The 13,015-nt window shown below is 44.0% G+C and carries 12 protein-coding genes; 1 reads left to right on the top strand and 11 read right to left on the bottom strand.

Annotation, left to right across the window (positions count from 1 at the left end):
* Positions 1-36: 36 nt before the first annotated feature.
* From gloA2 to eno, 3 genes are all read right to left on the bottom strand, one after another.
* Positions 37-414 (bottom strand): SMU1112c/YaeR family gloxylase I-like metalloprotein, encoded by a 378-nt coding sequence (gene gloA2 / locus H5993_RS02740; protein WP_204776123.1) that lies wholly within the window; start codon positions 412-414, stop codon positions 37-39.
* Positions 415-593: 179 nt separating this feature from the next.
* Positions 594-1,994 (bottom strand): amino acid permease, encoded by a 1,401-nt coding sequence (locus tag H5993_RS02735; RefSeq protein WP_204776122.1) that lies wholly within the window; start codon positions 1,992-1,994, stop codon positions 594-596.
* Positions 1,995-2,229: 235 nt separating this feature from the next.
* On the bottom strand, positions 2,230-3,552 hold the full coding sequence (eno, locus tag H5993_RS02730; protein ID WP_204776121.1) for a phosphopyruvate hydratase: 1,323 nt from the start codon (positions 3,550-3,552) through the stop codon (positions 2,230-2,232).
* A gap of 259 nt (positions 3,553-3,811) precedes the next feature.
* Here eno and H5993_RS02725 point away from each other — a divergent pair, with 259 nt between their 5' ends.
* Positions 3,812-4,231: a PAS domain-containing protein gene (locus H5993_RS02725; protein WP_204776120.1), complete on the top strand. Its 420-nt coding sequence runs from the start codon at positions 3,812-3,814 to the stop codon at positions 4,229-4,231.
* Here H5993_RS02725 and H5993_RS02720 read toward each other — a convergent pair.
* The 8 genes from H5993_RS02720 to H5993_RS02685 all read right to left on the bottom strand — a co-directional run bounded on the left by H5993_RS02720 (position 4,228) and on the right by H5993_RS02685 (position 12,995).
* On the bottom strand, positions 4,228-5,553 hold the full coding sequence (locus H5993_RS02720; protein ID WP_204776119.1) for an amidohydrolase family protein: 1,326 nt from the start codon (positions 5,551-5,553) through the stop codon (positions 4,228-4,230). The genes H5993_RS02725 and H5993_RS02720 overlap by 4 nt on opposite strands.
* Positions 5,546-6,328, bottom strand: coding sequence for a triose-phosphate isomerase (gene tpiA / locus H5993_RS02715; RefSeq protein ID WP_204776118.1), 783 nt, complete (start codon positions 6,326-6,328; stop codon positions 5,546-5,548). The genes H5993_RS02720 and tpiA overlap by 8 nt, the downstream gene beginning before the upstream one ends.
* Positions 6,329-6,515: 187 nt before the next feature.
* Positions 6,516-7,721 (bottom strand): phosphoglycerate kinase, encoded by a 1,206-nt coding sequence (locus tag H5993_RS02710; protein WP_204776117.1) that lies wholly within the window; start codon positions 7,719-7,721, stop codon positions 6,516-6,518.
* Between the two features lie 86 nt (positions 7,722-7,807).
* Positions 7,808-8,821, bottom strand: a complete 1,014-nt coding sequence (gene gap, locus H5993_RS02705) for a type I glyceraldehyde-3-phosphate dehydrogenase (protein WP_204776116.1) — start codon at positions 8,819-8,821, stop codon at positions 7,808-7,810.
* Positions 8,822-9,017: 196 nt separating this feature from the next.
* The gene (gene whiA, locus H5993_RS02700; protein ID WP_180870389.1) at positions 9,018-9,950 is read right to left on the bottom strand and encodes a DNA-binding protein WhiA; all 933 of its coding nucleotides are present in this window, start codon (positions 9,948-9,950) and stop codon (positions 9,018-9,020) included.
* A gap of 39 nt (positions 9,951-9,989) precedes the next feature.
* Entirely contained in the window at positions 9,990-10,973 is a 984-nt protein-coding gene (locus H5993_RS02695; RefSeq protein ID WP_180870391.1) for a gluconeogenesis factor YvcK family protein, read from the bottom strand.
* A gap of 130 nt (positions 10,974-11,103) precedes the next feature.
* Positions 11,104-11,976: an RNase adapter RapZ gene (gene rapZ, locus H5993_RS02690; protein ID WP_204776115.1), complete on the bottom strand. Its 873-nt coding sequence runs from the start codon at positions 11,974-11,976 to the stop codon at positions 11,104-11,106.
* 74 nt (positions 11,977-12,050) lie between these two features.
* On the bottom strand, positions 12,051-12,995 hold the full coding sequence (locus H5993_RS02685) for an aldo/keto reductase (protein ID WP_204776114.1): 945 nt from the start codon (positions 12,993-12,995) through the stop codon (positions 12,051-12,053).
* Positions 12,996-13,015 lie beyond the last annotated feature (20 nt).

Genomic DNA, 13,015 nt, shown 5'->3' with positions numbered 1-13,015 from the left:
TTACCATTTTTTATCAATCCAAACACGTCAAAATTGTTATTCATGGATTTCCAATGGTAAGTGGTCCGGATCAAAAAAGAAGGTCATCTTTTTCCCCGTAAAGGTATCTAACCGGACCGGTTCGGTCTTAATTCCTTGCTGATTGAGTTTTTTGACCGTTGCATCTACATCGGCAACCTTAAAAGCAAGATGGCGGAGACCTTGAGCTTCCGGATAGTTTGGCCGTTCAGGCGCCCCTTTAATAACAAACAATTCGATCTCGGTCATACCACAAGCGAGATCAATTTTGTAATCATCGCGTTCGGGCCGGTAATTTTCCCGAATGACTTTAAACCCTAATTGGTCAACGTAAAAGTGTTTTGAACGGGCATAATCGCTTCCAATGATGGCAACATGATGGATTGTATCAAACATGCTCTTCCCCCTATAAATTTCTAGCATTTTTATTTTAACGCAAAGAGGGGCTGGGAAGAAACGCACGTTTCTTCCCAGCCCCTGAGGTTATGGACGACCTTAGCTCTATCTTTAGGGTAATAAAAAAGTCCAGGATGGTAAAATTCATCCTGAACTAATCTTAGGTTGTTTAAATCTACTTATCTAACATTTTCTTTTCGGAGATCACCATGATAACGAATTACGTAAATTAAGATGGCAACGATTAAGACCGCAGCCCCAACCATAACGGAAATCCGCGTATCAGGGTTAACAAACATAAAACCAACAATCACAATTAAAGAAATGATGGCAAAGTAGTTTGAAATTGGGTAAAGCGGTAATTTAAAGGGATGATCCTTCATCAAATCAGGATTGTGCTTGCGAAACTTCAATTCTGCCAAGAGAATCACGAACCATGGAATCATCCCCGGAAGAACTGAGGATGAAAAGACAACCACGAAAAGATCAGACATTGACTTGTTTTGGCCTGCCGCAATTAAATCAATCACAAACCCGATCAAAATCCCACCGGAAATTCCGAGAATGGCAGCGTCGGGAACAATTCGCTTGGACAAGCGACCAAAGATTCCCGGAGCATCTCCTTCGTGAGCTAACTTAAATAACATCCGACTTGAAGAGTAGATCCCAGAGTTAGCGCCAGAGAGAGCTGCTGTTAAAACAACGAAGTTAATAATCGAAGCAGCGGCTGTAATCCCAACCTTAGCAAAAGTAGAAACAAACGGTGAACCAATTGAACTTAACTGATTCCATGGATAAATGGTAACAATCACGAAGATCGCCCCAATGTAGAAAATCAAAATCCGGAACAGCACGGATTTAACTGATTTTACAACCGCCTTTTGCGGATTTGCTACTTCTCCAGCAGAAATCCCTAATAATTCAATTCCTTGGTAAGAACCAACGATAATTGACATTGAGAAGAAGAACCCACTAATACCACCAGTGAAGAAACCGCCATGGCTCCAGAGGTTAGAAAAACCAGTTGGATGTCCTCCATTACCAAAGCCAAAGAAGATCACTAGGAATCCCAAAATAATCATAAAGATGATCGTAACTACTTTAATCATCGCAAACCAAAATTCAAGGGATCCATAGGATTTAGCACTTGCTAGATTAGCTAAGACTAAGAATACGATAATGATTAATCCAGAAATCATCGGCGAAATATTTGGCCACCAATACTTTAGGTATTCGGTAGCCGCCACGACTTCAGACATGCCAACCACGATATATTCGAAAACGTTAGCCCATTTAGCAAGGTAACCGGCAATCGGATGAACATATTCCGTTGCATAATCAGCAAAGGAGCCCGTCCCCGGATTGAGATAAATCATTTCTCCCAATGAACGCATCACAATGTATAATAATAAGCCAACAAAGGCATATGCCAACAAAACTGAAGGGCCTGTCCACTTAATGGATGAAGTTGAGCCCATAAAAAGCCCAACCCCGATTGCACCCCCAAGGGAAATCATCTCCATTTGGCCGCTTGTCATTGTCCGACTAAGCTTCGGGGCACCAAGCTTATTCTCTGACATTCTCTTTCCTCCTCATAAGAACCCATTAACCTTGACTAATAAATCCTCAATTATTTTTCAATAGTGTAAGGATCTATAAAGTTAATTTTTTTAATTTACAACACTTAGAATTATAGGAGAAAGAGAATAAAAATTCAATGATTTAAATCTCATTGTATTTTAATAAAGCGAAAAGAAGACTTTCACCTTCGAATCTGAAAATGAAAGCCTTCTTTTACTTTTAATTATTAACCTATTAACGGTTTTCGATGTCTTGGCGTGCTTGTTCACTCAAGTTGTAGAAGGAGTGGATCCCCTTGTATTGAGCAACGTCACCTAAGTTATCTTCAATCCGCATCAATTGGTTGTACTTAGCCAAACGGTCAGTCCGACTCATAGAACCAGTCTTGATTTGGCCGGCGTTAGTAGCAACAACCAAGTCAGCAATCGTCGTGTCTTCAGTTTCACCAGAACGGTGAGAAACAATAGCCGTGTAACCAGCTTCCTTAGCCATTTCGATCGCTTCAACCGTTTCCGTCAAAGTCCCGATTTGGTTTAACTTGATTAAGATGGAGTTAGCGGCACCCATCTTGATCCCCTTAGCAAGGTAGTCCGTGTTCGTAACGAAGAAGTCGTCACCAACCAATTGAACCTTCTTACCAAGCTTGTTCGTCAAAGTTACCCAGTCATCCCAGTTGTTTTCATCAATTGGGTCTTCAACAGATACAACTGGGTACTTAGCGATGATACCAGAAAGGTATTCGATCCATTCTTCAGTGGTGTATTCTTCACCAGTTGACCAACGAAGCTTGTACTTCTTGTCTTCATCGTTCCAAAGTTCAGAAGCAGCCACGTCAAAGGCAATGGCAACATCCTTACCTGGCTTGTAACCAGCATCTTCAATTGCCTTGATCAAGTATTGGAATGGTTCTTCATTGTTAGCAAAGTCAGGAGCAAAACCACCTTCGTCACCAACAGAAGTTACCTTCCCAGCAGCTTCCAATTCCTTCTTCAAGGCGTGGAAAGTTTCGGAACCCATCCGAATAGCTTCCCGAACGCTCTTAGCACCAACCGGCATGATCATGAATTCTTGGAAGTCAACCTTGTTGTCAGAGTGGGCACCACCGTTGATAACGTTCATCATTGGGGTTGGCAATACGTGCGCGTTAAACCCACCAAGGTAATTGTACAGAGGAACTTGGAGTTCATCTGCAGCTGCCCGGGCAGCAGCAAGGGAAACGGCCAAAATTGCGTTGGCACCAAGCTTACCCTTGTTAGGAGTACCATCAAGCTTGATCATTGCCTTGTCAATTGCAATTTGGTCCGTAACTTCCATCCCAACGATTTCCTTAGCGATCACGTTGTTTACGTTAGCAACGGCCTTCAAAACGCCCTTGCCACCGAAACGGTTCTTGTCGCCGTCACGAAGTTCAACGGCTTCGTGTTCACCAGTTGAAGCACCGGAAGGAACAATCCCCCGGCCAACACCACCGGCTTCGGTGTAAACTTCAGCTTCAACAGTTGGGTTACCACGTGAGTCGAGGACTTCACGAGCGTAAATATCAGTAATTAATGACATTTTTTTCTCTCCTCTGGAATGGTTTGCATAGTATTTAAACTTACGACTTACATTGTATTATTTTGTTCACCTTAAAACAAGTCATATTTACCAGCTATTTTTTAGAAAGCGTTACCAATAGCGATTCCCACTTTTGTTTATTACTTAATGGCCTCAAACATTTTTCATCAATTTTCAATATTTTTATGTTGATTATAATAAAGATAATCTAAGTGGTATTATTATTACAAAGGATAATAATGAGTTGGAGGAATTTAAAATGACCAATATAAAATTACCAGGTGGCAGGCTCACCCTTGAACAGTTAACAGCAATTTTTCAGACGATTCCGGTTGAATTTGATTTTATTGATCAAGATGACATTATCCGCTGGTCGTCCATGAATCAACACCGGCTATTTAAGCGAACCGAAGCCGATTTAGGGAAGCACGTTTTAGAAGTTCATCCAGGGCATGCTAAACAACGCGTTCAGACTGTCTTGGATCAAATGCACAGTGGCAAGCGTCAATCAATCTCCCTGCTGATCACCTACCATCATCATCCTGTCAACATCGCCTTTTACGCTTTACATGATACAACTGGTGAATATCTTGGGTGCGTTGAAGTTACCCAGGACGTTTCCCAGGCTCAACAAAAGCGTGCTTGGTTCCATAATCTTAAACAAATATTTTCCCATTAGGCTTGATAAACCTGGTCTCCTTGCGTGTAGACTTGCATAATTTCACTGCGGTGGGTTTGATAAAGAATTCGTTCAAAGCGTTCTTGAGCGGTCTCAGTTGGCCGCTTAAAGCGATCCTTAACCACCTGTAAATCAGCAATTTTGCCTGCTTGAATCCGACCGACTGGCAGATTCAAAGCTTCGGCCCCACCAACCGTGGCAAGATAAAAAGATGCTACCATGGAAATCCGAGAATTGGCAATCCCTTCATCATCACGACTAATCCCATCATTACGCACCTGAGAAAGCGCAACGGCATGGCGGAGATTATCGTAAAGACTTGGGGAATAGCCACCTGAAATATCGGTTCCTAAGCCAACCCGGTTCTTGGCTGCTAATAAATCATTAACCGGGAGAACCCCATTGCCAAAGTAAGCATTTGAAATTGGACAGTGGGCAATTGCGGTTTTGCGCTGACGAAGTAGGGCTTGATCTTCTGGCGTCAATTGGGTGGCGTGAGCAAGAACGGTCCGGGAAGTCAAAAGGCCAAAGTGATCCAGCACCGCCGCATCATGGATACCAAAACGGTCAATGGCATATTGGTGTTCCCAATTACTTTCACTCACGTGAGATTGGACGGGGAGATCGTATTTCCGGGCGAGTCTTCCTAAGCCTGCTAAAGTTGCATCAGTACAGGATGGCACAAACCGCGGGGTAATTACCGGAATTGGGGATAAGGGATTGTCCTTACCAAGATCATTTAATTGATGAATAAAAGTTTCCGTTGCAACGATGGCTGCTTGAGAACTTGAGTCCCGGTAATAAGCGGGGGTTTGATCTGGATTATCCATTGCCACCCGACCGATTAGGGTGCGTAACCCTTGATGAAGACTCTCCTCACCAAGGACGAGATTAGCTTCCGGATGAATCGTCCCAAAGAAGAGGACGGTCGTGGTTCCTTGAGCCAGCAGTTCATGAACCAGTTCATGGTAAACCTGACGGGCAAAATCAAGATCCTGATATTTAGCTTCCAGGGGAAAAGTATAATCATTTAACCAAGCAGCTAAGGGCTTATCCAAGGCCAAACCTGCTTGAGGCCACTGGGGTGCGTGGACATGGAGGTCCACAAAACCAGGGAAGATAACTTGATCGGCTGGTACTTTTTCTAGCAGGTGTGCTTGTTGAGCGGCTTGATATGCAGCTTGGTAGTCAGGAGCCGTTGGTTCTAGGACCCGGTCGATCACCCCACTAGAATCAATCTCAATTAAAGCCTGTGGTAAAAACTTGATTTGGTGATGATCAATGGCAGTATAAGCATTCCCTACTAAGACTTTTTTAAGCATCGCTTCCTCCTTCACTGGCGCTAACAATCGAAACTAATTTTAAGAAATTGGTTGGATCCAAGGACGCCCGCCCAATCAGTACCCCATCGATATCCGACCGCGCCATCAAGTCAACTAAGTTAGTCTCATTAACACTCCCACCGTATAAAACCCGGATCCGGTTAGCAATTTGGTCGTTATACAAAGCCGCGATGGTTTGTCGGATTAGATAGCAACCTTCATTGGCTTCGCTGGGGGTCGCTGCAACTTTTCCAGACCCAATTGCCCAACTTGGTTCATAAGCAATTGTGACCCGGGCCATTTCATCTTCATTCACCCCCTTAAGGCCAGCAATGACTTGGCTAACCATCCAGGCAACCTGACCATGGCTTTGACCGCGTTTCATCGTTTCATCCACACATAAAATTGGACAAATTCCAGCGTTTAAAGCCGCATGCACTTTTTGGTTCACCACTTCATCCGTTTCATAAAACAAACGTCGGCGTTCGGAGTGACCTAAAATAACGTGTTTAACTCCTAATTGACGCAAGGCAACCGGACTGGTTTCTCCCGTAAAAGCCCCTTCATCATGATAAAAACAATTTTCCGCTGCAATTTTTAACGGGCTAGTAGCAGTTCGTTCAACTAAAGATTGTAAAAACAAAGTTGGCACAGCAATTTCAACCTCAACCTTTTCAGGTGTTGGCAACGCCCCTTTAATTTGATCAACATAGTTAACAGCCTCTGTGATCGTTTTATACATTTTCCAATTTCCAACAACTAATGGTTTTCGCACGTAATCCCCTCCTTCTGTATCTCAATTATCGAATAATTTTAAAAAGATAGCAATTATAAGTTCGGGTATAGATAGAAATTAATTTCTATCTAAAAAAGGGACTGTCATGGAATAAATTCCACAACAGTCCCTTTTGCTGTCTCCGTATTTGACACGGAAACTAAGTTTGAGGTACCAAGGCCTCTTTTTACTTTTCAGATAATGCTACGATCCCTGGTAATGGTTGGCCTTCCAAGTAAGTCAAGGAAGCCCCACCACCAGTGGAGATGTGCGTAAGCTTATCGGCAATGCCAAGTTGCTTAGCGGCCGCAGTAGAGTCCCCACCACCGACAATCGTCGTAGCGTCAGACAAAGTCCCTAAGAACTTACCAACTTCCAAGGTCCCCTTGGCAAAGTTTGGCATTTCAAAGACACCCATTGGACCGTTCCAAACAACCGTCTTCGCATCAGCGAGGACACTCTTAAAGAGATCAACGGTCTTAGGACCAACGTCAAGGCCCATCCAACCATCTTCAATATCGCCTTCAACAACCTTGGAGTCAGCATCGTTAGCAAACTTGTTAGCCACTACGTTATCAACAGGGAGAACTAACTTGTCGCCAGCCTTCGTCAAGATTTCCTTAGCAACATCGATCTTGTCCTTTTCAACGAGGGAGTTACCAATCTTTTCACCCTTAGCAGCGGCAAAAGTGTAGGCCATCCCCCCACCAACAATAATCTTGTCGGCCTTTTCGAGGAGGTTATTAATAACCCCGATCTTGTCGGAAACCTTAGCCCCACCAAGAATAGCGACAAATGGACGAACAGGGTTGTCAACCGCGTCACCTAAGAACTTGATTTCCTTTTCCATTAAGAAACCAGCAGCCGCCTTACCAGGCATGTTAGTGGCAATTCCAACGTTAGAAGCGTGCTTCCGGTGAGCAGTCCCGAAGGCATCATTAACAAAGACGTCTCCCAAGGATGCCCAGTACTTGCCTAATTCAGGGTCGTTACCAGATTCGCGCTTAACGTATTCGCCATCCTTAACATCTTCGTAACGGGTGTTTTGAACGACCAAAACGTCCCCATCATTCATCTTATCAATTGCTTCTTCCAATTGTGGACCTTCCGTTACCGGAACGAACGTAACTGGTTGTTGCAAAAGGTTAGAAAGCTTTTCGGCAACTGGCCGCATCGAAAGTCCAGGCTTGTCTTCTTCCTTCTTAACCCGACCCAAGTGGGAGAACAAGATTGCCTTCCCCTTGTGTTCGATCACGTACTTGATCGTTGGCAAAGCAGCCACGATCCGGTTGTCATCGCCAACAACCCCGTCCTTAACAGGAACGTTGAAGTCAACCCGCATCAATACCTTTTTGCCTTCTAATTGAAGGTCTTCAACGGTTAATTTAGCCATTTCAGCTAACTCCTCTCTTATTTTAATTTTTTAAAAAAGGTGGGCGGAGTCGCCTCCTCCCACCTAATGTCAAGATCAACTTGCAATTAAAGAGTTGCGAAGTGGATCAAGGTCCGGATCATGTTTGAAGTGAACCCGTATTCGTTGTCGTACCAAGCAACGGTCTTAACTAATTGCGTACCGTCTTCGGCTTCCATGATTTCAGTTTGAGATGGGTCAAAGACAGAACCGTAAGTTGAGCCAATGATGTCTGAGGAAACGATTGGGTCTTCAGTGTAACCGTAAGCTTCGTTACCATCAGTAGCCTTCTTCATAGCATCGTTAACTTCGTCAACCGTAACCTTCTTGTTCAAGATAGAAACAAGTTCAGTCAAGGAACCGTCAACAACACCAACCCGTTGAGCGTGACCAGAAAGCTTACCGTTCAATTCTGGGATAACAAGACCAATGGCCTTAGCAGCACCAGAAGAGTGAGGAATCGTGTTGGTAGAAGCAGTCCGGTTGTTCCGCATCTTCTTACCACGAGGGCCATCAAGGATAGCTTGCGTGGAAGTGAAGGCGTGAACAGTGGTCATCGTACCAACCTTAAGGCCGAAGTTCTTGTTCAAGAAGTAAGCCATTGGAGCCAAGCAAGAGGTCGTGCATGAACCTGCAGAAACAATCTTGTCATCTGACTTCAAAGTGTCCAAGTTAACACCAGGAACAACCGTTGGGATGTTACCAGCAGGAGCAGAGATTAATACCCGCTTTGCGCCGGCATCCAAGTGAGCTTGGGACTTTTCAGCAGAAGTGTAGAACCCAGTACATTCAAGAACGAAGTCAACACCATCATTCTTAACCCAAGGAATGTTCTTAGCATCGCGTTCTGCGTAAACAGGGTACTTCTTACCATCAACGATGATCCCTTCATCGTAAGCGGAAACTTCACCTGGGAACTTGCCATGAGTAGAGTCATACTTAAGCAAGTAAGCAAGCATTGAAGGCGTTGTTAAATCGTTGATTGCAACAACTTCGATAGCATCAGAGTGTAATTCGTGAATCCGACGGAAAGCCAAACGACCGATCCGACCAAAACCGTTGATACCAATCTTAACAGTCATACTGTAAGTTCCTCCTTTTAGGAAAACAAATAATTAATTTACAAAACTTATTTTAACACGCTCGGCTAAAAAGTACAGTTTTTAAGTCGCATTTCTTGTGGTTTTGTGAAAAAAGTACAAACGCTCAAACCGTTGATACATAAGAAAAAGCGCACCGCTCTGCGAGTGGTAACGCTATCATGATTGCAATGGTTCATCAAGCTCCCGTCCGAATTTTTTCCGCGTAGGCATTCAATTTTCGGAGGCGATGATTGACCCCTGATTTTGAAATTGGCCCCCCCGGTACCAGGGTCCCAAGTTCCTTTAAACTAACTTCTTGGTGGTCGAGCCGTGTCTGGGCAATTTCTCTTAACTTATCAGGCAAACTATTTAACCCAACCGTTGCTTCGATCAAGCGGATGTTTTCAACTTGTTTGTTAGAAGCCGTCGCCACCTTATCCATATTGGCATTTTCACAGTTAACAAGTCGGTTGACCGAATTTCGCATATCACGGACAATCCGAATATTTTCAAATTCCAACATGCTCGAAGTTGCCCCGATTAGTTGTAAGAAATTGGCAATTTTTTCGGCTTCTTTGAGGTAAACAATGTAGCCACTCCGCCGACTAGTGGTCCGGGCATTAAGACCGAAGCGGTTGATCAAATCCGCAATCATCTGGTTATGTTCTTCATAAAGCGAATAGATTTCCAAATGATAACGAGAAGTTTCTGGATTATTGACCGATCCCCCGGCTAAAAAGGCTCCCCGGAGGTAGGATTGGATCATTAAATCATTCTTCAACATCCCCGTTGGCACCTTTTCCATAATCTTAAAACCATCCAAGATCCCTAAGGTCGTCAAGATTGTTTGAACATGGTGGCGTAACCGTACCACGTAAGTGTTATTTTTCTTAAGCTTCATTTTCCGGCGAACCACGATTTCAGACTCAACCGCAAAGAATTCTTTAAGTAAAGAATAAATACGCCGAGCAATTGCCGGGCTTTCCGTTTGAACCGAAAGTACCATCTGTTGATTGGCAATTCCTAACGAGCCATTCATCCGGATTAAGGCCATTAATTCAGCTTTGGCATTATCGGCATGCACCTTAATGCCGGTGAGTTCTTTTTTTACCTCACTTGCGTATGACATAGTTTCCTCCTTTGAAAGCATGGCTAGGTTCCAGTCAAACTAGTGAACATCGTGCAACCGGTTGAGAAGTTCTTCGACCACCTTATCCCGGTCGTGGAAAGCCCCATTGTCCCGTAACCGCAAGAAATTAGCCGAAATTACCCGGCAACCTTGGTCACGTAGACCGGCGAAGTCATGCTTAACTGGTTCTGAAATTTCATTCCATTCCTGGAAGTTAATGTAATCTTCGGGAACCGGCTGGATATTAACTAACACTGTATCCACAAAGTTTTCACCGAGGTGGTTATTTAAGACGCGGACGTGATCGGCGTCTGAGAAGTGGTCGGTTTCCCCTTTTTGGGTCATGATGTTACAAATATAGACCACTTCGGCCTTCGATTCTTTAACGGCCTTACCAACATTTGGAATTACCAAGTTTGGCAAAATACTGGTAAATAAACTCCCAGGTCCTAGGACAATTTGATCAGCATCATAAATCGCCTCAATCACAGCCCGCATCGCAGCTGGTTGATGACCGTCTTCATCATTGGTTGGCGTTACCCAAACCCGCTTGATTTGCTTATGCGCTGCCGTAATTTCTGATTCCCCGCTCAAAGTTGTGCCGTCGGTAAATTCAGCGTTTAGGGTCAACGGCTCATTCGTTACCGGATAAATGTGGCCCTTAATTTGCATCATTTCTGCTAATTCCTGGACCGCTCGGTAAATATCACCCTTCATCTCGGCTAGCGCCGTGATGATTAAGTTACCAATCGCATGGCCGGCTAAGAACTGGTCAGAACTGTCAAACCGGTATTGAAAAATATCGCGTTCGATTTTGGGAATATTAGTTAACGCTACCAAGGCATTCCGAATATCACCAGGTGGAACCACGTTAACGTAATTCCGCAAAATTCCGGATGACCCCCCATCATCAGCCACAGTTACCACTGCCGTGATATCTACGTTTTTATCCCGTAAGCCGCGGAGAATGACCGGAAGTCCCGTTCCACCCCCGATCACCACAACTCTTGGACGATGTCTCATTTAAATCATTTCTTTCTGTATAGCTTCAAAATTAATCACACATCTTTTGATCCCATTAACCTTAGGATTGGTGATTGGCTAGATATAAATTAGCTTACTCTTACCAACGCACAATTCCGGGTAGAGCCTTTTATTTAGCTTTATCCACATCCCGATGGTCAATGTAGGTATGGTAACCAGCAGCCTTTAAATCTTTGGCCAACTGGTTGGCGATCGTCACTGAGCGGTGCTGGCCTCCTGTACAGCCAATAGCAATCGTCAAACTCGACTTACCTTCCTTCACGTAACCCGGTAGGGCCACGTTTAATAAGGAACGTAAGTGGGAATAAAAGTCCTTGGCCATTGGAGAAGCCATCACATACTCTTGCACCGGCTGATCATTTCCCGTTAAATGCTTAAGTTCTGGTAAATAGAATGGGTTTGGTAAAAAGCGGACATCCATTACGATGTCAGCATCCAAGGGTAACCCATACTTAAAGCCAAAGGATTCAACTTGGACGTAGAATGGGGTTTGCCCACTCCCATCCCCAAAGTAATCAGCAATCCGTAAACTTAAGTTCCGAGGCGTTAAGGTCGTCGTATCAATTTTAACGTCGGCTTCGCTATTGAGGTTCGCCATTAAGTGCCGTTCACGCTGAATCCCCGCTAGCACCCCATCATGTTCAGCTAAAGGATGCGACCGCCGGGTTTCCTTGTACCGGGAAACCAGCTTGACATCGTCAGCATCTAGGAATAACAATTTAACGTTTAAATCAGCTTGTGACCGCAAAGTATCCAAACAAGGGGCCATTTCTTCATAAAAACTCTTAGAACGGGCATCCATGACCATGGCCATCTTAGAAAATTCGCCCGATCGCTTAATCACATTGATAAATTGCAGCGCAAGGCTGGGCAAAATATTATCGATAACGAAATAGCCTTGGTCTTCAAAAGCATGAACGGCGACCGTTTTTCCGGCCCCGCTCATTCCCGTGATAACCACAACTTCAAATTTCTTCTCCATGGAGAATCTCCCCTTTTTTAACATACTGGACAATCATAACATACCGGGCGTGTCTTTTCATTATTTTTGTCAAATTAAGGTAATTTGTGACCAGCTGCCAAGTACAAATCATACCATTCTTGACGAGTTAATGTGACTTCGCTACCGGCCACACTATCTTGAAGATGGCTAGGGTTCATCGTGCCAATTAAGACTTGTGGCATTACCGGATGGCGCAAAATCCAAGCAAGCGCAATCGCATTTTTCGAAACTTGATACTTAGCGGCTAACTTTGCCAATTCCTGATTTAATTCAGGAAAGTCCGGATGATCAATGAAGGTTCCGGCAAAGGTACCGTATTGGAAGGGGGACCAAGTTTGTAAAGTCATGTGGTGAAGGCGCAAGTATTCCATCAAACCGTTGGTGTGGTCAGCCTCAGCTCGATTAACGTTCAATCCTTCGTCAATCATTTGGGTATGGCCAAGACCAAATTGGAGTTGATCCACCAAGAGTGGTTCATGACTTGCTGCTTGTAAAAGTTCAATTTGACTAGGATGACAGTTTGAAACTCCAAAGTGACGGACCTTACCACTTTGCTTGAGTTGATCAAAGGCTTCTGCCACGGCTTCAGGATCTACTAGGGCATCCAACCGATGAATTAAGAAGAAATCTAAGTAGTCAATTCCAAGCCGCTTTAAAATCCCATCAACTGAGGCTAAAAGATGTTCCTTACTAGCTTCGTAGCGAGTTAAATGATCATTTTCATCGGCAAAAATTCCTCCCTTAGATTGAATCAAGATTTTTTCTCGATCAACCCCAACATCCTTTAAAGCTTGACCAAAATGGACTTCTGAAGACCCACGGCCGATTTCTGGATCCCGCCCATAGATATCAGCTGAATCAAAAAAGTTAATCTCATTTTCAAGAGCAGCTTCTAAAGCTTGATCACACTTTGCTTGGGCTAAGTTGCCCATCCGCATAATCCCTAAAGCAATTTGGGAAGCTTGAATTTTACTTCCCCCAAGCGCAACTGTTTTCATTTTTCATCTTCCTTTAAATT

This window comes from Limosilactobacillus alvi (assembly GCF_016900115.1).
GTDB lineage: Bacteria > Bacillota > Bacilli > Lactobacillales > Lactobacillaceae > Limosilactobacillus > Limosilactobacillus alvi.
This window is presented reverse-complemented; position numbering and strand designations above follow the sequence as displayed.

Coding starts and splice junctions, on each gene's coding strand:
- H5993_RS02725 (WP_204776120.1), top strand. CDS start 3,812: ATGACCAATATAAAATTACCAGGTGGCAGGCTCACCCTTGAACAGTTA.
- gap (WP_204776116.1), bottom strand. CDS start 8,821: ATGACTGTTAAGATTGGTATCAACGGTTTTGGTCGGATCGGTCGTTTG.
- whiA (WP_180870389.1), bottom strand. CDS start 9,950: ATGTCATACGCAAGTGAGGTAAAAAAAGAACTCACCGGCATTAAGGTG.
- H5993_RS02710 (WP_204776117.1), bottom strand. CDS start 7,721: ATGGCTAAATTAACCGTTGAAGACCTTCAATTAGAAGGCAAAAAGGTA.
- H5993_RS02695 (WP_180870391.1), bottom strand. CDS start 10,973: ATGAGACATCGTCCAAGAGTTGTGGTGATCGGGGGTGGAACGGGACTT.
- H5993_RS02685 (WP_204776114.1), bottom strand. CDS start 12,995: ATGAAAACAGTTGCGCTTGGGGGAAGTAAAATTCAAGCTTCCCAAATT.
- H5993_RS02735 (WP_204776122.1), bottom strand. CDS start 1,994: ATGTCAGAGAATAAGCTTGGTGCCCCGAAGCTTAGTCGGACAATGACA.
- rapZ (WP_204776115.1), bottom strand. CDS start 11,976: ATGGAGAAGAAATTTGAAGTTGTGGTTATCACGGGAATGAGCGGGGCC.
- H5993_RS02720 (WP_204776119.1), bottom strand. CDS start 5,553: ATGCTTAAAAAAGTCTTAGTAGGGAATGCTTATACTGCCATTGATCAT.
- eno (WP_204776121.1), bottom strand. CDS start 3,552: ATGTCATTAATTACTGATATTTACGCTCGTGAAGTCCTCGACTCACGT.
- gloA2 (WP_204776123.1), bottom strand. CDS start 414: ATGTTTGATACAATCCATCATGTTGCCATCATTGGAAGCGATTATGCC.